The sequence below is a fragment of the Nonomuraea sp. NPDC052129 genome, from assembly GCF_040680095.1.
GTDB lineage: Bacteria > Actinomycetota > Actinomycetes > Streptosporangiales > Streptosporangiaceae > Nonomuraea.
The window spans coordinates 238,332-258,029 of sequence record NZ_JBFAVX010000004.1; the positions used below are offsets into that span (position 1 = coordinate 238,332).

General features: G+C 69.9%; 16 protein-coding genes. 7 read left to right on the forward strand and 9 right to left on the reverse strand.

Going from position 1 to position 19,698, the window contains the following annotated elements:
• Window positions 1-41: 41 nt before the first annotated feature.
• Both AB0L53_RS12420 and AB0L53_RS12425 read right to left on the reverse strand, forming a co-directional pair.
• Window positions 42-4,616: a hypothetical protein gene (locus AB0L53_RS12420; RefSeq protein ID WP_363992998.1), complete on the reverse strand. Its 4,575-nt coding sequence runs from the start codon at window positions 4,614-4,616 to the stop codon at window positions 42-44.
• A 5-nt stretch (window positions 4,617-4,621) separates the two neighbouring features.
• Window positions 4,622-4,924, reverse strand: a complete 303-nt coding sequence (locus AB0L53_RS12425; RefSeq protein ID WP_363992999.1) for a hypothetical protein — start codon at window positions 4,922-4,924, stop codon at window positions 4,622-4,624.
• 87 nt (window positions 4,925-5,011) lie between these two features.
• On the opposite strand from AB0L53_RS12425, the gene AB0L53_RS12430 reads away from it, so the two are divergent.
• A complete protein-coding gene (locus AB0L53_RS12430) occupies window positions 5,012-5,323 on the forward strand; it encodes a hypothetical protein (protein ID WP_363993000.1) in 312 nt (103 codons plus the stop codon).
• Window positions 5,320-6,483, forward strand: coding sequence for a WXG100 family type VII secretion target (locus tag AB0L53_RS12435; RefSeq protein ID WP_363993001.1), 1,164 nt, complete (start codon window positions 5,320-5,322; stop codon window positions 6,481-6,483). Before AB0L53_RS12430 ends, AB0L53_RS12435 begins: the two co-directional genes overlap by 4 nt.
• On the opposite strand, the gene AB0L53_RS12440 is transcribed toward AB0L53_RS12435, so the two are convergent.
• Window positions 6,480-7,379: a hypothetical protein gene (locus AB0L53_RS12440; RefSeq protein ID WP_363993002.1), complete on the reverse strand. Its 900-nt coding sequence runs from the start codon at window positions 7,377-7,379 to the stop codon at window positions 6,480-6,482. The genes AB0L53_RS12435 and AB0L53_RS12440 overlap by 4 nt on opposite strands.
• A complete protein-coding gene (locus AB0L53_RS12445) occupies window positions 7,376-7,702 on the reverse strand; it encodes a hypothetical protein (RefSeq protein ID WP_363993003.1) in 327 nt (108 codons plus the stop codon). The genes AB0L53_RS12440 and AB0L53_RS12445 overlap by 4 nt, the downstream gene beginning before the upstream one ends.
• Window positions 7,703-7,827: 125 nt before the next feature.
• On the opposite strand from AB0L53_RS12445, the gene AB0L53_RS12450 reads away from it, so the two are divergent.
• Window positions 7,828-8,256, forward strand: coding sequence for a YbaB/EbfC family nucleoid-associated protein (locus tag AB0L53_RS12450; protein WP_357948698.1), 429 nt, complete (start codon window positions 7,828-7,830; stop codon window positions 8,254-8,256).
• A gap of 63 nt (window positions 8,257-8,319) precedes the next feature.
• Here the strand turns inward: AB0L53_RS12450 and AB0L53_RS12455 are convergent, their stop codons facing one another.
• From AB0L53_RS12455 to AB0L53_RS12465, 3 genes are all read right to left on the reverse strand, one after another.
• Window positions 8,320-10,413 carry a serine/threonine protein kinase gene (locus AB0L53_RS12455; protein WP_363993004.1) on the reverse strand — a complete coding sequence of 698 codons (2,094 nt, stop codon included), beginning with the start codon at window positions 10,411-10,413 and terminating at the stop codon, window positions 8,320-8,322.
• Window positions 10,414-10,517: 104 nt separating this feature from the next.
• Window positions 10,518-11,687, reverse strand: a complete 1,170-nt coding sequence (locus tag AB0L53_RS12460) for a S8 family serine peptidase (RefSeq protein ID WP_363993005.1) — start codon at window positions 11,685-11,687, stop codon at window positions 10,518-10,520.
• Window positions 11,688-11,784: 97 nt separating this feature from the next.
• Window positions 11,785-12,057, reverse strand: coding sequence for a WXG100 family type VII secretion target (locus AB0L53_RS12465; protein ID WP_214633406.1), 273 nt, complete (start codon window positions 12,055-12,057; stop codon window positions 11,785-11,787).
• A 122-nt stretch (window positions 12,058-12,179) separates the two neighbouring features.
• On the opposite strand from AB0L53_RS12465, the gene AB0L53_RS12470 reads away from it, so the two are divergent.
• From AB0L53_RS12470 to AB0L53_RS12480, 3 genes are all read left to right on the forward strand, one after another.
• A complete protein-coding gene (locus tag AB0L53_RS12470; RefSeq protein ID WP_363993006.1) occupies window positions 12,180-12,899 on the forward strand; it encodes an SDR family oxidoreductase in 720 nt (239 codons plus the stop codon).
• Window positions 12,900-12,989: 90 nt separating this feature from the next.
• Window positions 12,990-14,735 carry a biotin carboxylase N-terminal domain-containing protein gene (locus AB0L53_RS12475; protein ID WP_363993007.1) on the forward strand — a complete coding sequence of 582 codons (1,746 nt, stop codon included), beginning with the start codon at window positions 12,990-12,992 and terminating at the stop codon, window positions 14,733-14,735.
• A 138-nt stretch (window positions 14,736-14,873) separates the two neighbouring features.
• A complete protein-coding gene (locus AB0L53_RS12480) occupies window positions 14,874-16,259 on the forward strand; it encodes a hypothetical protein (RefSeq protein WP_363993008.1) in 1,386 nt (461 codons plus the stop codon).
• Window positions 16,260-16,429: 170 nt separating this feature from the next.
• Here the strand turns inward: AB0L53_RS12480 and AB0L53_RS12485 are convergent, their stop codons facing one another.
• A complete protein-coding gene (locus AB0L53_RS12485; protein WP_358179661.1) occupies window positions 16,430-17,824 on the reverse strand; it encodes an NAD(P)H-quinone dehydrogenase in 1,395 nt (464 codons plus the stop codon).
• Between the two features lie 71 nt (window positions 17,825-17,895).
• On the opposite strand from AB0L53_RS12485, the gene AB0L53_RS12490 reads away from it, so the two are divergent.
• On the forward strand, window positions 17,896-18,348 hold the full coding sequence (locus AB0L53_RS12490) for a gamma-glutamylcyclotransferase (RefSeq protein WP_358431660.1): 453 nt from the start codon (window positions 17,896-17,898) through the stop codon (window positions 18,346-18,348).
• On the opposite strand, the gene AB0L53_RS12495 is transcribed toward AB0L53_RS12490, so the two are convergent.
• Window positions 18,345-19,649 (reverse strand): MFS transporter, encoded by a 1,305-nt coding sequence (locus tag AB0L53_RS12495; RefSeq protein WP_363993009.1) that lies wholly within the window; start codon window positions 19,647-19,649, stop codon window positions 18,345-18,347. The genes AB0L53_RS12490 and AB0L53_RS12495 overlap by 4 nt on opposite strands.
• Between the last annotated feature and the right edge of the window lie 49 nt (window positions 19,650-19,698).

Sequence of the window (19,698 nt, forward strand, 5' to 3'; positions counted from 1 at the left end):
AACCGTCCCACGCCCGGTTCGGTCGAGGCAGCCTCGGCCGTCTACGGTGGGCCGAGCACGTCGTCCACGCCCAGCTGATCGAGGACCTTGAGCGCCAGCTCGACGTGTGACGCCTCGTAGGGGAAGTCGAACGGCCTACTGCCAGGTGCCTCGTCGCGGTGTCCGATCGTCACACCCCGGTGTTCTGAAGGCACGAACTCCGCCCGGACGAGCAGCGCCGAGCCGTCCGGCAGCACGTGTCTGCCGTTGACGAACCGGTCGAGACCTGCCCGCACGCGCGTGCCAAGGTGGCCCAGCGGCGACATATCGGAACGGTAGGCGAACCTGACGGTGTACTCCGTGACGGGCCGCATCACTCCGTCACGTGCCTTGACAGTCATGTCGCGACGCTCGATGGCCGCGACCCCCGGGTCACGTGCCCCCATGTTCACCGGCTGGACCTGCCTGCGCGCGGCCACCAGATCGGCCGGACGGAAGGTGTGCGGCTTCCCCCCGTGCGGCGTGGCCCCCCAGTCGGTGACCGCCTCGCCCACCCTTCGCGCGTCCCATGCCGCCCGCTCGCGCGCGGCTACGGCGTCCGGCTGGGGAACCGGTTCGGTCGAGGCGGCCTCGGCCGTCCGCGGTGGGCCGAGCACGTCGTCCACGCCCAGCTGATCGAGGACCTTGAGCGCCAGCTCGACGTGTGACGCCTCGTAGGGGAAGTCGAACGGCCTACTGCCAGGTGCCTCGTCGCGGTGTCCGATCGTCACACCCCGGTGTTCTGAAGGCACGAACTCCGCCCGGACGAGCAGCACCGAGCCGTCCGGCAGCACGTACCCGCCGTCGACGAACCGGCTGAGAGCCGCCCGCACGCGCCTGCCGAAGTAGCCCAAGTCCGCCCGCGACATATCGGAACGGTAGGCGAACCTGACGGTGTACTCCGTGACGGGCCGCATCACTCCGTCACGTGCCTTGACAGTCATGTCGCGACGCTCGATGGCCGCGACCCCCGGGTCACGTGCCCCCATGTTCACCGGCAGGGCCCGCTTGCGCGCGGCCACCAGATCGGCCGGACGGAAGGTGTGCGGCTTCCCCCCGTGCGGCGTGGCCCCCCAGTCGGTGACCGCCTCGCCCACCCTTCGCGCGTCCCGTGTCTCCCCCTTCATGTGCGAGCCCGTATGCGGGAACTCCCCAAGAGCCTTGGGCGGCCCGGCGGGCTGCCCGGGTCCTGGGTCGTCGTGCAGCCGTTCCACGAGCCGGGCGAAGTCCGCACCGTCGAACGCGAGGCCGTGCCATTCCCCCGCCTGCAGGGTCCGCAGTTCGGTGGTGACGCGGACGAAGTCCACGGATCCCGTGGCCAGTACGGGCGAGTGCTCCGCCGCGTAGCTGAACACGGCCGAGGCGCGGCGGACGGCGGCCTCGCTCGGGGGCTCGCCGAGGAACTCTCCGGCCGCCCTGCGCAGGGCCGGTGCTCCTGCCTCGCCGGGATGCGGCTGTCCGCCGGTGTAGGCGAACCATTCCGCGAGCCTCGACAGGCCCTCGACGGTCCTCGGAGCGACCTGGTTGTGGCCCAGGACCGCCTCGGTCTCCGCCTTGAGCCACGCCGCGTCGGGCAACCCCGAGTCCGGCCCCCTGCCGAGGAACTTGACCAGGCCGTGCAGGCGGCGCAGGTCTCGTACGGTCGGGGCGTCCATGACGGCGCCGTAGAGCGAGTGGGCGGCGTCGAAGAGCGCGCCGGTGTAGGCGATGTGGCGCTGGGTGACCCGATCGCCGAACAGGGAGTGGGCACGATCCAGCACCTGCACGTGGTCGAGCAGGTCACCGCCTCGATGGGGGAACTGGACGAGCAGGTCGCGCAGGTACCGGGGAAGGCGCAGCGTCTCGGGGGTGTGGACCGGCCGGGTCCATTCGTCGGCCGGCTGCCGGAACCCCGCGTCGCCCTCGGCGAAGCGGTCGGAGCGGGGCAGCAGGTCAGAGAAGTGAGCCAGGTGGTGGTCGAGCAGCGTTGCCCGTGGCGGGACCTCGTGGCCCGCGTGATCTATCAGGACGCTTTCGGCGGCCGAGCGCACGCGGGACGCGTCACCCATCAGGTTGGCGCCTGGTTCGAGGCCCTGGTCGGTGAGCGTCCTGCGACCTTGAGTCCGGTGGTCGCGATACTCGTCCGGCAGCCCGAGATGGTGTCCGAGCTCGTGGGCGTGGAGGTGCGCGTCGGTGTTGGCGCACCAGTTCACTATGTCGGGATGGCCGCCGGCGCGGAAGGTCACCACGCCGGGGTCGCCGGGCCGTGCGGTGCGCACCTCCTCGAATTTGAGCCGGACATGCAACTGGCTGCCGTCGGAAAGCCGGTGCTGGTGGTTGTAGTACAGGTCCATGCCGTCGAGGGCGTTGGACTTGAGCCGCGTCACCTGCTCGGCCGTCATGCCTTCCTTGGCGACGTACCGAATCGTGACCGTGAACTCGGTGACCCGCCGAACCTGGCCACCGTCACCCCGGATCGCGAAGCGGCGTGCTTCCACGCGGGCACTGGCGTCGAGATCCGGGTACCCCACGCGGTTCTCGATCAGGTGGGCAGTCGCTCTGCTCCTGAGGTGGGCCCACTCGCTCGCCCTGACCGCCTGCCTCGGGTCGATGGCATTGGCCATCACTCCGCTGGTGACGCTGTCGCCGTGGATCGGCAGGAGCGGCGTCCGATAATCCGGGTCGAGCTCCTGGCTGCGTGCCGGGTGCGCCCTCATCTCGCCGGAAGCGTTCTGCGGCAAGGGCTCCACGGCACGCGGCGGGGCGGCTCCCTCGAACGTCCGAGGCCGCTCCCCGAACGTCGGGCAGGCCGCCCGCGGCTCCACGATCACGGACCCGGGGGGCGCGTCCAGCACCGAGACCGTGCCGCTGGCGTTCTTTGCGATCTTCTCGAAGGCGAACTCGACGCTGCTGTACCAGTCCGTGTGCCCGAGCGCCCGGAACTCCTGCCGCAGCGCCTCCACGCGTGGCCGGAGCGCCTCAATGTCGGCCTTGCTGAGCGGGTTGGGCGCCCAGTCGGCCGATTCGCCCTTGTCCCGGAAGAAGTGGCGGCTGAAGGGGCTGTTCGTGTCGGGTAACAGCCCGGAGAAGGCCTTGTCCCCGTCGTAGCCCTTGACCCTGCCGTCGACGCCCTCCAGGAAGTCCTGGTGGGCGCGTTTCGGGGAGAAGCGGTCGTGGTTGCCGGTCAGCGCGTCGAGCAGGCCGAGAAGGATCCCCTCGCGGGTGTTGTGCAGCCGCGACAGATGCCACTTGCCGTCGGGCCCGTGCTGGACCGGCACCTGCTTGCCGTCCACCCAGTCGATCAGCAGTCGTCGCTCGCCGACGATGTGGGTCGCGGCGACGTCGGCGCCGACCGCGCGGCCGAGCCGTGAGCTGAGATGGTCGCGGTCCCGCCGATCCGTCCCGGAGAACTCCTTGTCGACGGCGTGGCTGCCGTCGGCCAGCCTGACCTTCTCCACCTTCACCGTCTCGCCGCCGGCGCCGGCCAGCGGTTCGCGCGCGACCACCCCGCGACGGGCGCTCTCGGCGAACGTCGCGTGGTCCCTGAGCCGGACGGGTCCGGTCTCGGCCGGGCGCGCCCAGTTGATCAGCTGGTCGATGCTGCGCCGGAAGATGTTCCGCTCCTCGTACGGGTGCGGCCGGGCGTGCTCACCATCGGCCAGGGCACGGGTATCGCCGGCGTCGGCCAGCCTCGTCCGCCCGTTCCCGTCCGCGTCGTCCGGCCCCGTGCCGTTCCGTGGGCCGTGGTCGCCCGGATCGTCGAAGCGCGCGTGCTCGTCCAGCCCCCTGGGCCCGGGGTGGCCGCCGCCTGGGCTCCAGCTCGCCCAATGCGCGTCGGCGCCGCCCGCCACGCCCGACGACAGGCCCTTCAGCACCAGGGTCCAATCGACCGACCCGTCACCGCTCCACAGCTCCGTACCCAGCACGGCGCCCGCGTTCGCCACCCCTGACTGGCCCATCAGCATCCACAGTGAGCGCGTCGGGAACGCCCACGCCAGCCCGGTCAGTAACCCGCCGGTCAGCGCTCCGGTGGCCGCCGACGAGCCCACCTGCCGCCAGTCCACCCCCTCGCGGCGCGACTGCGTCAGCTGGACCAGGAGGTCCATCCCGCCGAGCAGCCCGCCGAACAGCGCGATGTTGATCATCAGCCGGCGGGCGAACTGGCGTACCGTCCACCGCGCCGCCTGCGCGCGTACGCCGATCAGCCGCAGCGCCAGGCCGCCCGCGGGCGACACCAGCGCCCACGTCAGCCACGCCAGCTGCACCACCAGCAGCAGTACGGCCAGCCGCATCATCCGCTTGGTGAACTGGAGCTGCACGCCCAGCTCGTTGCACGCGAACGCCAGGTCCACCAGGGACTGCACCAGAGCCGCCTGCCGACCGCCCACCTCCTGGGACACCTTTCGGTTGAACGCCCGCAGCGCGGGCCCGTCCCACCCGTCGGCGTACAGCCGGATGCCGTCCCCGTCGGCCCCGGCGGCCACCCCCCGGGCCGCCTTCACCAGCGCGTCGGCGAGCCGGAACAGACCACCCTCATCGCCTTTGGGCCAGTCCGTCCCCAGCACCCAGCCCGCCCACGGACGGACCCAAGCGGGCACGGGTATCCCATCGAGCAGCACGAACGTCAGCCTCGAGTGTCGTTTTCGGCTGCCTCGTACGTGTTGGCGGTGACGTGCATTCCGTCCCGGGTACCTTCGAGCTCGTCGATGTAGTTGTCGAAGCCCTTGAAGATGGCCTTCGTCCGGTTGGGGAAGCTCTTCTCGAACTCCGCGCCGTACTGGTCGTCACCCATGGGCCGGCCCTCGGCGGCGAACACCTGGCGCAGCTCTTCCCGCACCTCGCGCACGTGCTCGGCCTCCTCCCGCGCCCTTTCGGCCCCGCGCCGGATTTTTGGCCACTGCGCGGAGTAGCCGTCTTGCTGCCCCAATAGTTTCTCCTTCCTCAGGGACATCCCCGATAACTGTCCACTATGCTCATGTTTCGTGCGCTTCGCAGCAATACGTCTGGGGGTCCCATGAGCGGCTGGGTCGATGTGCACTACCAGGCGCTCGAAGAATGTGGGAGACGGGCCCGCAAAGTGGCGAACATGTTCGACCTGGACGACGCGTTCGAGGGCACCAAGTCCACCGCGCCGACCGAGGGGACCTCGTCGAAGACCTTCGGCGACCTCAAGGACTCCGGTGGCCTGGCCACGGACGTCGACAAGGTCTGGCGGGCGCTCAAGGACGAACTGCAGGCGGGCAAGAGCCGCCTGAACAACGTCGAGAAGGCCATCGACCAGGTGGAGACCAATCTGCGCAAGGCATCGAAGGCCTCCGGCGGATGAGCGGCGTCGGCGACCTGCCCGGTGGTGGCCGGCTGGCCGCGCTCCTCGCCAAGGTGACCGGCAATCCGCAGGCGATCAGGAGCACCGCGAACGCGTGGCGGACGGCCGCCGGTCACGTCGCCAGGTCGACCAACTCTCTGACCAAGTCCGTCGGCGAGGTGGACAAGGCCTGGCAGGGCGGCTCGGCCGACGCCTTCACCAAGCACATGGCCGCCTACCCGCGGGCGAGCACCGGTCTCAATGACGCGCTGTCGGCCTGCGCCGACGCTCTCGACAAGGCGGCCACCTCGCTGGAGGACGCCCACGGCAAGGTGAACGCCCTCTGCCAGGACGCGGTCGAACGCGCGGCGGAGTACAAGACCCAGTACGCGAAGCTGAACCCGAAGGCCACCGCCCAGGACGCCGAGGACGCTCTGGCCAAGACGACGATCGTCAGCGGCAACGTCACGAAGGCCGAGAAGCTGGTCGAGAAGGCCGAAGGCGACCTGGAGGACGCCAAGAAGGCGCTGACCAAGGAGCTCGGCGAGGACGGCGAGTTCGGCTTCTTCACCAAGGTCCCCCAGCCGGACGGGGCCGACTTCGAGCCGGGCGACCACAAGGTCGAGTGGGTCAGGACGCCGTTCGAGGACAAGCGCACCTCGCTGGAGTCGGCGGCCGCCGCCGGTGGCAGCGACGGCGGCGGCGCGAGCGGCGGCGCCGGCTACGCCTACAGCGGCGGCGTCTCCTCGGCCGGCAACGCGCCGGCGCCCAAGGCCGAAGTGGTGGGGTGGATCAAGGAGGCCCTCCGGATCATCAAGTCACCGGAGATGGCCGACACGCTGCGGGCCAGAGGGCTGCTGGAGAAGATCCAGGAACTCGACCCAGACGACCCCAACGACATCCAGCAGATCTGGACCATCATCTACCACGAGTCCAGCGGCAACCCGAGCGCCATCAACAACTGGGACATCAACGCCAAGAACGGCATACCGTCGCAGGGACTGATGCAGACCATCCCGCCCGTATTCAACGCCAACAGCCTGCCGGGACACAAGCAGATCCTGGAGCCGGTGGACAACATCATCGCCGGGGTCCTGTACACGTACAAGGAGTACGGATCGCTCGCCCAGCACCGGGGCCTCGCCTCAATGGCGAGGGGCGGCGGGTACCTCGCCTACTAAGTGGTCTCCTGGTTGGGCTCCACCCAGTCGAACTTGTCGGCGCCCGGAGGCAGCTGACCGGGCTTCGCCGGAGCCTGGAACGGCGGGAACTTCGCGGCGTTGATGGTCGCCTGCTCGAAGTCGATCGCGGCGGCGCCGCCCGGCTTGATGTAGCCGAACTGGTGCTCCTTCTTGATCACGGTGGACATGATGTCGCCCGCCCCGCGCAGGCCCGACACCAGTGTCAAGGTCAGCACGGCCACCGCGCCGTTGGTGCCTGAGGCGATGAACTTCTCCAGCAGCCCGCCATAAAGCTTGGTGTGGGGAAATGCCTGCAGCTGCTTGGCGAACAGAAGCAGAGTGGCCGTCGTCACGCCCAGCGTGGCCAGCTTGACCCAGTAGCTCCGGTACCCCGCGGCCACCTCGTCGACCATGCCGCCGACGTCGCCGAGCACACCGCGCAGCGCGCCGATCTCCCGGTGGAAGATCCACACGACCCGCTCGAACTCCTGCTGGTCGAGGGCGATCCAGCCGCTCCGCGACGTGGCGACGAGCTGGGGCAGCAGTTGCTTGACCCCGTCGTCGAGCCGGTTGGAGATGCCGTTCTTCCAGTTCGCGGCCGCCTGTGCCATGCCCGGCTCGTTGGCGATGGCCGTACCCGCGACGATCACGGCGGGGACCAGCCAAGCCGACATCCGGCCCAGCTTCTTGATCGACTCCAGCACCTTGGGCCCGATCGGCTCCGGAGGCGGCACCGGCTCCATCGTCGGAGGCGGCCCGAACGTGGGCGGCTTGTAGGCGTTGTAGCCCGGCGTGTTGGGCGCGTTGTAGCCGGGATACCTGTAGGGCGAGTAACCGGAGTTCGCGGTGGAGGGCGGGTTGTAGGCGGGGTGCCGCAGGTTCCCGTATTCGCTCATTTGCGGTACCTCACGGCGCTGGCCTTCTCGGCGGCGCGCCAGTTGCGCTCGCCCTGCGCGAGCGCCCCCGACCAGCTGTCGATCGTTTTCTCCGCCTCGCCCAGCGTCTTGTCGGCCCACTGGCACATGCCGTCATAGGTGCCGCCCAGCACCATCTCCCCGAGTACGCCGAAGCCCGGGGACTCGACCCCGACCGTGCCGACCAGGCTCCTGACGAAGGACATAGCCACCTTCAGCTCGTCGTCCACCCGATCGCGCAGGTGACCGATGGCCGTGGAGGTGACATAGATCTCCTGCCCCGGCGCAGCCGCTTTCATCGTCATATGTACGAATTCTTCCCGATGTCGGGTCCCGTCTCCCCGCTCTCATGGCACTCTTAATGATCAGTTAGACGACTGGACGGCTCCCGATTGGCGTTCGTTAACCTGCTGCCGGTGGCGTGGGGCGCATGGATTCCAGTGACCCCCGCCTCGTGGAGCTCGACCGGCTCGTACAGGCCAGCGAACGGACGATGCGCGAGCTCGAACAGGCCACGCGGGAGCTACGTCAGCTGAGCGGCTCGGGCGAGAGCCGTGGCGGAACGGTCTCCGCGCGCGTGGACGCCGACAGCAGGCTGGTCGACGTGCAGATCACCCACCGGGCCATGCGGCTGGATCCGGAGGAGCTGGGCCGTGACGTGGTCGAGGCCGTACGCGCGGCTCAGGAGGACCACGAGCGGCAGGCCCGCGACCTGCTCGGGCTCGGGACGGTGCCCGGCGAGCAGGATCTGCTGGGCACGTTCAAGCGCGACCTGGACGAGCTGCAGGACGCCTACGCCCGTGAGACCGGCGAACGGCTCGAAGGGATGCGCCGCACCCAGCGCGCCTGGGAGGACTGACCCCCCGGACAGCAGCGGGGCCGGTGAGGAGTGATCCTCACCGGCCCCGCTTTTCACGCTGTCTCAGCCGCAGTTGCCGTACGGGGCGCTGGTGCTGCCCGAGGCGGTGCTGCCCGAGAACTTCACGCACTTGCCCTTGGCGGGAAGCTTGACCGGGCCCGCGTAGTAGTCGTAGCTGCCGGAGTCGGTCCTGCTCCCCCCGCCCTGCACGTCGAGGGTGGCGCTGACCTGGCTCTTCACACCCACGTTCGTGGTCTTCATGGTGACCACGCAGTTCTCACCGCTGCCGCTGTTGTAGAGCTGGTAGGTCACCCCGCCCGCGAACGAATTGCTGCGCTGCACGCTGAACCCGGATCCGCACACCTGCGTCGGCGTGTAGGGGTTCGTCTTGGGCGGCGTCGGCGTCGGCTTGGCCGTGGTCTTCGTCGGCGTCGGCTTGGCGGTGGTCTTGGTGGGCGTCGGCTTGGGCGACTGAGTGGTCGGCTTCGGCGTCGGCTTAGCCGTGGTCTTCGTCGGCGTCGGCTTCGGCGCCTCAGTCGTCTTCGTCGGCTCCGGCTCCGGCTCCTTGGTCTTGCTCGGCTCCGGCGTCGGCTCCGGCTCCTTGGTCTTCGTCGGGGCGGGCTCCGGCGTCGGCTCCTGCTTCGACTCGGTCGGGGTCGGCGTCGGCGTGTGGCGCTTCCTGCCCTTGCGCTCGGTCTCGGCGCTCGCGGTCGGCTGCGTCGCCGTCGGCTGGGCGGCGGGCTGCGTCACCGTCGGCTGGGTCACCGGCTGCGTGAGGATCGGCTGCGGCGTCGGGACCGTGCTGAACTCCGGAGCCGTGGGCGCCTGCGAGGGATAGTCGGTCGGCAGCACCAGCGGGACCACGTCGGTCGGGTCGGGGCTGGCCGATGCCCAGGGCACCGTCACGTCCGGCTGCGACTGCTGCGGATCGGGCTGGCCGGGCTGCTGCTGCTGTTGCTGCGTGGAGGAGTCACCGCCGCCACCGCCGATCGCGAGGGTGCCACCGCTCTTCGTGGCCTCCGACGCGGAGTTGGAGACGGGCTCCAGCTTGGCGTAGTGGCCGGCGCCCCACAGCCCCACACCGGACAGCAGCATGACGGCTGTGACGGCCGCGGCGAGCCCGATGGGGAACGACTTGCGCCGGGGAGCTGCGGCGCCACCCTGGGCCGGTACCTGCCACACCTGGGCAGGCGGCTGCCCGCCGGGCGCCCCTTCCCACGTGGCTCCCTGCTGCGGCACGGGCGGCGGACCCCACGTCTGCTGCGGGACCGGCACCCCTTCGAGCGGCTGCTGGTGCTCGACCGGCACCTGCAGCGGCGGGAGCTGGATGGTCTGCGGCGGGAAGAGCTCGTCCTGTGGCGCGGGCGGCGGGACGGTGGCGACGACGCCTACCCGCGGCGCGGCGGCCCCGCCACTCTTGTCCCCCAGGAGCTGCAGCAGCGCCGTGTACGTGGTCGGCCGCTGGGTGACGTCCTTGGACAGCGCGGAGAGGACCACCCGGCGCAGCGGCTCGGTGAGCGCGCCGACTTCGGGCTCCTCGTTGAGCACCGCCTGGGCGTCGTGCCCGAAGGGCGGCTGCCCGGTCGCGGCGAAGACGATCGTCGCGGCCCAGGCGAACACGTCGGCGTAAGGACCGTAACCCAGGCCGCTGAGCTGCTCGGGCGAGCGGTAACCCAGCTCGCCGGCGGCCTCGCCGAGGTCGATGTCCGTCACACGCGGGCCGTCCGCGGCGAGAAGTACGTTGTGCGGGGTGAGCCCGCGGTGCGTGACCCCGGCGAGGTGGACGGCGGTCAGAGCGGTCAGCACGCCCACGGCCACCCGCTCCAGGGTGTCGCCGTCGAGCGGGCCTTCGGCCGCCACCGTTTCGGCCAGGCTGCGGCCCTCGATGTGCTCGCGCACGATGTACGGCTGCTCGCCGTGCATGCCGGCGTCCAGGGTCCTGGCGACGTACACACTCGAAATGCGCTGGACGCCCTTGTACCGCTCGGCATCCTGCGGCCCCGCGTCCGGAACAGCCGGGAGCAGCTTGATCACTCGGGTGGGTCCGTCCTCGGACTCCTTGCCGAGGTACGCGACTCCGCGCGGGCCCTCGTCCAGCCGTCCAAAGAGGGTGTGAGCTCCTAAACGCTCTGGATCACCCGGCTGCAGAGGGTGCATCTCTTTCCCTTCACCTCAAAACGCGATCTGCAGTACATTCAACCAAACCTGTCACTTTTGCATCAGTAGTTTCGGACGCAATCTGACATTTAACCGTCAGGACATCAGGCCGCCGGACGACCGGGACGCCATCCGCGCCGTCGACCCAGCGGGACGAGCAGCGCGCAGGCCGCCCCCACGGCGGCGATGGCCAGCGCGCCGACCGTCACCAGGAGAGAGACGTTCGTCGCATGCTCGTCGGGCGCCGGGACCTTGGCCACCGCGTCGGCGGGCAGCGGCGCGGCCGGAGGCGCGGCGACCAACGGGGCGCCGGCCGGGTCGAAGGCGAGCGTCGCGGTGACGGCGAGCAGCGGGTTGACCATCCCGGCTCCGGTGCCCGTGCCCACCGAGCCGTCGGCCGTGGCGGTGATGCGCTGGCGTACCTGCTGCTGGTCGAGCTTGGGGAAGCGGGCGCGGACGAGCGCGGCGACCCCGGCCACGTACGGCGCGGCGAAACTGGTGCCCTCCAGGCCGCGCATGTAGCTCTTGCCCGTCCACGGGGCGGTGATGTCCACGCCCGGCCCGAGCACGCCGACCGGCGTGGCCGTGTTGGAGGAGTCGGCGCGCTGGCCGTTGCTGTTGGCGGAGCCGACGGCGAGCACGCCCTGGTAGGCCGCGGGATAGGCGGGCTCGGGCGGCCCGTCTTCCTTGGTGATGTTGCCGGCGGCGGCCACGACCACGACGTCCTTGGACAGCGCGTACTGGATGACCGCCCTCAGGTCGGGATGGTCGGCGGCCTTCACCGAGACGTTGATCACGTCCGCCTTGCGGTCCACCGCCTCCTTGATCCCCTTGGCCAGGTCGGCGACCTCGCCCACCTCGTTGTTGCTCTGCTTCACCGAGATGAGCTGGGCTTCGGGGGCGACGCCGTGGAAGGGGACCCCGGCGAGGTAGCGGCCGGCGATGATGCCCGCGACGGCGGTGCCGTGCCCCACGCAGTCGCGGTAGCCGGTGTGGGTGATGTCGATGAACTTGGAGATCTGGATCTGCGGGTGCTGGTAGTCGACGCCGCTGTCGACGACGGCGACCTTCACGCCCGCGCCCCGGGTGAGGCGCCACGCGCTCTTGATGTCGAGCCTTCGCTGGGCCCACGGCTCGGTGCCGGGCAGCTGCGTCGTCCCCTTGCGCGGATTGCACTCGACGGGCGCTCCCCGCTCCGCCTGCACCGAGGCGAGGGCGGGGGCCGAGGTGAGCTGCAGGGCGAGCACACCCGCCGCGAGAGTCCGTCCGATCATGGCGGAAGAGCGTAGCCTGCCCACCTGAACGAAAGCAGCTTTGGTGTCCTAATCGAAAGAAAGCCCCGGCGGTGAGGCCGGGGCTCCTCCGCGAGACTCAGCGGGTCGCGGACTCGATGTTGCCCCGGTAGGTGTTGATCACCCGGGAGGCCTCCTGGAGCTCTTCCGTCATGCGCTGGAAGGCCGTCCGGTAGTTCTGCCAGGCCCCTTGGAAGCGCTCGGCTCCCGGGCCCGTCCAAGCGGTGCCGACCTTGGCGGCCTCGCGGTCCAGCGCGGTCATCGTGGTGCGCACCGCCTCGGACTGCTGGGTGAATTGGGTGGCCATCTGCTGCATTTCCGCGGGGTCGCCACCGAGCAGGCTCTGGCTCATGCATACCTCCTGGATCGACTGAAACCGCCCTCAACATAGACGCGTCACTCACACCTCGCTCCTGTTATGCCGAGCGGCTATGGTCTTCCAGAGGAATATTCGGATCTAAGGAGCATCCGGCCATGCGCGAGGTTGTGGTCACCGGCGGTGGCACCGGGATCGGCTACGCGGTCGCGGCGGCGTTCGTCTCCGCGGGCGACCGGGTCACGATCACCGGGCGTCGCGAGCATGTGCTGAAGGAGGCCGCGTCCCGGCTCGGCGCCGACTTCCTGCCCTTCGACGCCGCGAACCCCGCCGCCGTGAGGGAGGCGGCCAGCCGCCTGCCCGAGCGGGTCGACGTCCTGGTCAACAACGCGGGCGGCAACACCAACCTCGACCGGCGGCAGTCCGACGACCTGCTGGACGTGGCCGAGGGATGGCTGGCCAACCTCAACGCCAACCTGCTGTCCGCCGTGCTCGTCACGACCGCGCTGCTGCCGCGCTTCGCCAAGGGCGGGCGGATCATCACGATCGGCTCGATCGCCGCCCGCGGTACGGGCTCCGGCTCGTACGGCGCGGCCAAGGCGGCCGTCGAGGCGTGGACCGCCGACCTGGCCGCCCAGCTCGGCCCCCGAGGCGTCACCGCCAACGTGGTCTCCCCCGGCCTGGTGGTCGAAACTGAATTCTTCCGCGGCCGCCTGACCGAGGAGGGCATCAGGGCCCGCGTCGAGAACACCCGCAACGGCCGCCCCGGCACCCCATCTGACGTGGCCGACACTGTTCTGTTCCTCGCCACTCCGGGTGCGCGGCACCTGACGGGGCAGGTGCTCCATGTGAACGGCGGGGCGTACTTGGGCCGCTGAGGGTCGGCCGACAACGAGCACTTACACTCCGTTCAGTGCTTGTTGGGGACGGGCCTTGCCGTCGAAAGGGCGTCGGAAGGACTTAGGTCGGTGCAGAAGGTTCTGATCGCCAATCGGGGTGAGATCGCCGTCCGGATCGCACGGGCATGCAAGGACGCCGGGATCGGCAGTGTGGCCGTCTACGCGGACCAGGACCTCGACTCCCTGCACGCGAAGATCGCCGACGAGGCGTACGCGCTGGGCGGCCGGTCCCCCGCCGAGACCTACCTCGACATCGGCAAGCTGCTGGAGATCGCCCGGCGCTCCGGCGCCGACGCCGTGCACCCCGGTTACGGCTTCCTGGCCGAGAACGCCGGCTTCGCCCAGGCCGTCATCGACGCGGGCCTGATCTGGATCGGGCCGCCGCCCGCCGCCATCGCCGCGCTCGGCGACAAGGTCCAGGCCAGGCACATCGCGCAGAAGGTCGGCGCGCCGCTGGTCGCAGGCACCAAGGACCCCGTGTCGGGGACGGCGGAGGTGGTCGCCTTCGCCGAGGAGCACGGGCTGCCCATCGCGATCAAGGCCGCCTATGGCGGCGGCGGCCGGGGCATCAAGGTCGCCCACCGGCTGGAGGAGGTCGCCGAACTCTACGACTCGGCCGTACGCGAGGCGACCGCCGCGTTCGGCCGCGGCGAGTGCTTCGTGGAGCGCTACCTCGACCGCCCGCGGCATGTCGAGACCCAGTGCCTGGCCGACCGCGACGGCAACGTGGTCGTGGTCGGCACCCGCGACTGCTCGCTCCAGCGCCGCCACCAGAAGCTGGTGGAGGAGGCGCCCGCGCCGTTCCTGTCCGAGTCGCAGGTCGAGATCCTCTACACCAGCTCCAAGGCGATCCTGCGCGAGGCCGGCTATGTCGGCGCGGGCACCTGCGAGTTCCTCGTCGGCCAGGACGGCACGATCTCCTTCCTGGAGGTCAACACCCGTCTGCAGGTCGAGCATCCGGTCAGCGAGGAGGTCTCAGGCCTCGACCTGGTCCGTGAGATGTTCCGCATCGCCGACGGCGGGACACTCGGCTACGCCGACCCGCCGCCGCGCGGCCACTCGATCGAGTTCCGGGTCAACGCCGAGGACGCCGGCCGTAACTTCCTGCCCGCTCCGGGCACCCTCACCGTCATGCGACCGCCGTCGGGGCCCGGGGTGCGGCTCGACTCGGGGTTCGAGGCCGGGATGACCGTGCCGCAGACGTTCGACTCGCTGGTGGCCAAGCTGATCGTGACCGGCCGTACGCGTACGGAGGCGCTGGAGCGCTCGCGCCGGGCACTGGCCGAGTTCGAGATCGACGGCATGCCGACCGTGCTGCCCTTCCACCGCGCGGTCGTGTCGGACCCGGCCTTCACCGCCGAACCGTTCGCCGTCCACACCCGGTGGATCGAGACCGAGTTCGACAACACGATCCCGCCCTACTCGGGCGACGGCTCCGCCGACGAACCCGCCGCCCGAGAGTCGGTGACGGTCGAGGTCGGCGGCAAGCGCCTCGAAGTGGTCCTCCCCTCCGGCCTCGGTACGACCGCCAGAGGCTCCGCGCCGCCCGCGGCCAGGAAGCCCAGACGCGGCGGCGCGAACAAGCCCGCGGCGGGCGGCGACGCGCTGGTCAGCCCGATGCAGGGCACCATCGCCAAGATCGTCGCGGCCGACGGCGACACGGTGGCCGAGGGCGACGCGATCGTGGTGCTGGAGGCCATGAAGATGGAGCAGCCATTGACCGCGCACAAGGCGGGCACCGTCACGGGGCTGAGCGCCGCGGTCGGGCAGACCGTCACGTCGGGCGCCACGATCTGCGAGATCAAGGACTCTTGAGCTCGCTTGATCGTGCCGGAGCCTCGAAGATCCTTGACCACGCCCCGCGCTCGACCGACTCCATACGGGTAACGTGCGCTGTAGAGGAACTTTGTCGAGTGCCCGTTCGTCATCCTGGGCGAAGGAGGCTTGCTGCCAATGACCCATTCGCTGCGCCGAGCAGGGGCCGCGATCGCGGCTCTGATCGCCGGTCTTTTCGTCGTCCTTGCGCTGTCCCCTGCCGCCAACGCGGCGGCCGCACCCCCTGACGCATCGAGCGTTGTGTCCTATTGGAAGGACAAGAAGGATCCGCTATTCGTGCAGTCGGGATCGCCGCTGACCTCGGACCAGCAGTCCGAGATCCGCGACACGTTGAAGGGTTCCAAGAGTGACATCTACGTCGCGGCTCTGCCCGACGGCACGTTGACGGCGGCCAACGCCAAGCAGTACGTCACCTCCCTTGGCGAGGCCACCGCGGCCGCGAAGGGTGGGGGCCAGGTCACCGTGGCGGTGCTCGACGGCAACTCCCTGTTCGCGGAGTCCAACTTCGGCAAGCCCGGTCTCACCAACAAGCTGTCTCAGCTCGCGGTGCGTAACCACGACGACGTCGTGTCCGGCATGAATGACTTTGTCGAGCGCATCAACCTCGCCTCCCAGGGCAAGAAGGCCGCGCTCGACTCCGGCCCGGTGGGCGGCAGTGGCGGTGGCAGCGGCGCGCTGATCGCCCTGGGCGCGCTCGTCGTGGTCGGCGGCGGTGGCTACTTCGTCTACTCCAAGAACAAGAAGAAGAAGCAGGCCATCCAGGACGCCAAGGACCTGGCCGCGGTCAAGCAGACCGTGGAGGAGGACGTCACCAAGCTCGGCGAGGAGATCACCGCGCTGGACACCGATGTGGCGCTCTCCGGCCAGAGCGGGCAGCACATCACCGAGTGGCAGCAGGCGCTCGACTCCTACGAGAAGGCCAAGACGCAGCTCGCGGCGGTGCAGCGGGCCGACCAGGTCCGCGAGGTGACCCAGACGCTGGAGGACGGCCGCTACGCGCTGGCCGTGGTGAAGGCCAAGGTCAGCAACCAGCCGGTCCCCGAGCGGCGGGCACCCTGCTTCTTCAACCCGCAGCACGGCCCGTCCGTACGTGACGTGCGCTGGGCGCCGCCCGGTGGCGCGGTGCGCGACGTACCCGCCTGCGCGAGCGACGCCGAGGCCGTGGAGCGCGGCTTCGACCCGCAGATGCGGGAGGTCATGGTCGACGGTCAGCGGCGTCCTTACTACGACGCGGGCCCGGCCTACCAGCCTTACGCCTACGGCTACTACGGCGGCTTCGGCGACATCATGACCGGTATGTTCATCGGCACCATGATGGGCAGCATGCTCGGCGGCGGTTTCGGCGGCTACGGCGCCGGTTACGCCGAGGGCTTCTCCGACGGCGGTGGCGGTGGCGACTTCAGTGGTGGCGGCGACTTCGGCGGCGGAGGTGGCGGCGGCTGGGGCGACTTCGGCGGCGGCGGCGACTTCGGTGGTGGCGACTTCGGCGGCGGCGACTGGTAAAGCGACCAGCGAATGACCGGGCGCGTTCCCTTCGGGGGGCGCGCCCGTTTCTTACCGAGCGTGTCCCTCTCGGGTCTTACCGGGCGTGTCCCTCTCGGGACACCCGTTTTCTGACCGGGCGTGACCCCTTTCGGGGCGCGCCCGTTTTCATGGAAGCCGTCGAAGCCCGGTCAGATCCCGATCTGCGCCTCAGGCTGCATCAACCGCCGGGCTGCCTCGGTGATGGATCCCGACAAAGACGGATAAACCGCGAAAGTGTGGGCCAGCTGATCCACCGTGAGCCGCTGTTGCACCGCCACCGAGAGCGCCAGGATCAGCTCGGAGGCCCGCGGCGCCACCACGACCCCGCCCAACACGATGCCGGTGTGCGGACGGCAGAACAGCTTGACGAAGCCGTCGTTGAACCCCTGCATCTTGGCGCGGGCGTTGGTGGCCAGCGGCAGCTTGACCACGTTGGCCTCGATCTCCCCGGCCTCGATCGAGCGCTGTGCCACGCCGACCGCGGCGATCTCCGGATCGGTGAAGATGTTGGAGGCCACCGTGGCCAGCCGGAGCGGCTGGACCGCCTCGCCCAGCGCGTGCCAGACCCCGATGCGGCCCTGCATGGCGGCGACCGAGGCGAGCATGAGCACGCCGGTGCAGTCACCCGCCGCGTAGACGCCCGGCGCGGAGGTGCGCGAGACCTTGTCGACCTTGATGAAGCCGTTCCTGTCGAGCTGGACCCCGGCCTCCTCCAGGCCGATGCCGCTCGTGTTGGGCACCATGCCGACCGTCATCAGCGCGTGGGAGCCCTCGGCCGTGCGGCCGTCTTCGAGCGTGACCACGACGCCGTCGGCGGTCCGCTTGACGGAGGCGGCGCGGGAGCGGCCCATGACGTTCATGCCGCGGCGCCGGTAGACCTCTTCGAGCACCTCGGCGCCGTCGGCGTCCTCGTTGGGCATCATCCGGTCGCGGCTGGAGACCAGCGTTACCTCGGCGCCCAGGGAGCGGTAGGCGCCCGCGAACTCGGCGCCCGTCACCCCGGAGCCGACCACGATCAGGTGCTCGGGCAGCGCGTCGAGGTCATAAAGCTGGCGCCAGGTCAGGACCCGCTCGCCGTCAGGCTCGGCCCCCGGCAGGATGCGCGGCGTCGCGCCGGTCGCCACGATGACCACGTCGGCCTTGATCGCGCGGTCGCCCGCCTTGACCAGCTGCGGGTCGACCAGCCGCCCGCGGGCCTTGATGATCTCGACGCCCTCGGCGGCGACCCGGGTCTCGATGTCGGCCGACTGGGCCTGCGCCAGCTCCTTGACCCGCTTGTTGACCAGCGGCAGATCGACGCTCGCCACGCCGACGTCGCCATCGAGCCCGCCGGTGAATCCGACGCCCAGCGAGGGCGCGTCGAGGAGGGCCTGTTTACGCACGGAGGTGGCGATGAGCGTCTTGGACGGCACGCAGTCGGTCAGCACGCACGCGCCGCCAGGCCCGTCCTGTTCGACCATGGTGACCTGCGCGCCTAGCTGCGCCGCCACCAGAGCCGCCTCGTAGCCGCCTGGTCCGCCACCGATGATCACGATCCTCGTCACGTGCCTATTGTCCCGCATGGCGCGTGCTGACGACGAACGGGGCGGCCGGTCGCGCGCTACTCTTGTCAGCTGTGCCTGTATACGCGGCCTACGGCAGCAACATGGACCCCGAGCAGATGGCCATGCGTGCCCCTCATTCCCCGATCCGGGGCGTGGGCTGGCTGCAGGGTTGGCGCCTGACGTTCGGCGGCGACTACTTCGGCTGGGAGGGCGCGCTCTCCACCATCGTCGAAGACCCCGACGAGCACGTCTTCGTGGTCCTCTACGACGTGCCCGAGTTGGACGCCAACTCCCTCGACCAGTGGGAGGGCGCGGTCCGCGGCCTCTACCACAAGGTGCGGCTGCGGGTGCAGACGCTCGACGGCGAGCAGGTGGCCTGGTTCTACGTGCTCGACGGCTATGAGGGCGGCCTGCCCTCCGCCCGCTACCTGGGCATCCTGGCCGACGCCGCCGAGCGGGCGGGCGCCCCCGACGACTACGTCAAGGAGCTGCGGGGACGCCCCTGCAAATCGATCGGCGACTAGCTGAGCGGCTGGTCCTTGGTCTCCTTCAACGCGAAGACGTACACCAGTGTGGAGACCAGGGCGAGCGCCGACATGTACCACGGGAAGAGCCCCGAGTTACCCGCGTCCTTCAGCGCCGTGCCGATGAGCGGCGCGGTGCCGCCGAAGATGGCGACGGTCAGCGAGTACGGGAAGCCCGCCCCTGCCGCCCGCACCCGGGTCGGGAACAACTCGGAGTTGACCGCGGCCGAGACCGAGGTGAAGCAGCCGAGGAAGATCATGCCGAGGCACTGGATGAACAGCAGGCTGGAGAAGGAGTTCGTCAGCATGCCGAGCAGCGGCACCGGCAGGATCGTGAACGCCAGGCCGAAGGTGATCAGCATGGGCCGGCGCCCGATCCGGTCCGACAGCATGCCGAGCAGCGGCTGCAGGATCATGAAGAAGACCAGCGAGATCGTGCTGACCGTGAGCGACTGACCCTTGTCGAAGCCCACGTTCTGCTGGGCGTAGGTCGGCAGGAAGGTCGTCCAGGTGTAGTAGGCGACCGTGCCCGCCACGGTGATGCCGACGATCATGGCGGCCTTGGTCGGGTAGCGGACCAGGAACTCGAACATGCCCGGACGCTCGGTCTTGCCCTCCTGGATCTCACTGACGACCGCGCTGGTCTCCTCGGCGCCCTTGCGGATCCACAGGCCCACGAGGCTGATCACCGCGCCCACCACGAACGGGATGCGCCAGCCGTAGGAGCTCATGTCGGCTTCGGCGAGGTTGGCGGCCAGCAGCGCGGCCAGGCCGGAGGCGAAGAGCTGGCCGATGGTGGTGCTGACGTACTGGAAGCTCGAGAACAACCCGCGACGCCCGGGAGGGGCCGACTCGACCAGGAACGTGGTCGCCGCGGCGAACTCACCGCCGACCGAGAGTCCCTGGATCAGCCGCGCCAGCGTCAGGATGATCGGCGCGAGCACACCCGCCGCCTCGTACGTCGGCGTGATCGCCAGCAGCAGCGAGCCGCCACCCATCAGGATGATCGTGAAGGTCATCGCAGACTTGCGGCCGAACCGGTCGGCGAACGCGCCCACCAGCAGGCCGCCCAGCGGGCGCATGAAGAAGCCGACCGCGAACACCGCGAAGGCGCTCAGCACCGGGACCAGACTGTTCGTGCCGGACTTGGGGAAGATCTGGTCGGCGAAGTAGACGGTCAGGAAGCTGTAGGTGTACCAGTCGAACCACTCGACGACGTTGCCGATGCTGGCCGCCATGAGCTGTCGGACACGGCTTTTGGGGATGCCGAGTGGCGATGGCGCCACGGGGGAGGTCGCCACGGGGGGCTCCTTTGCTGACAACTGCGATGATGGCCTACTGTGCATTCGG

Excerpts from the sequence above, each read along its gene's own strand:
- AB0L53_RS12445 (WP_363993003.1), bottom strand. The coding sequence starts at position 7,702 with ATGACGATGAAAGCGGCTGCGCCGGGGCAGGAGATCTATGTCACCTCC.
- AB0L53_RS12450 (WP_357948698.1), top strand. The coding sequence starts at position 7,828 with ATGGATTCCAGTGACCCCCGCCTCGTGGAGCTCGACCGGCTCGTACAG.
- AB0L53_RS12435 (WP_363993001.1), top strand. The coding sequence starts at position 5,320 with ATGAGCGGCGTCGGCGACCTGCCCGGTGGTGGCCGGCTGGCCGCGCTC.
- AB0L53_RS12460 (WP_363993005.1), bottom strand. The coding sequence starts at position 11,687 with ATGATCGGACGGACTCTCGCGGCGGGTGTGCTCGCCCTGCAGCTCACC.
- AB0L53_RS12455 (WP_363993004.1), bottom strand. The coding sequence starts at position 10,413 with ATGCACCCTCTGCAGCCGGGTGATCCAGAGCGTTTAGGAGCTCACACC.
- AB0L53_RS12440 (WP_363993002.1), bottom strand. The coding sequence starts at position 7,379 with ATGAGCGAATACGGGAACCTGCGGCACCCCGCCTACAACCCGCCCTCC.
- AB0L53_RS12470 (WP_363993006.1), top strand. The coding sequence starts at position 12,180 with ATGCGCGAGGTTGTGGTCACCGGCGGTGGCACCGGGATCGGCTACGCG.
- AB0L53_RS12430 (WP_363993000.1), top strand. The coding sequence starts at position 5,012 with ATGAGCGGCTGGGTCGATGTGCACTACCAGGCGCTCGAAGAATGTGGG.
- AB0L53_RS12465 (WP_214633406.1), bottom strand. The coding sequence starts at position 12,057 with ATGAGCCAGAGCCTGCTCGGTGGCGACCCCGCGGAAATGCAGCAGATG.
- AB0L53_RS12480 (WP_363993008.1), top strand. The coding sequence starts at position 14,874 with ATGACCCATTCGCTGCGCCGAGCAGGGGCCGCGATCGCGGCTCTGATC.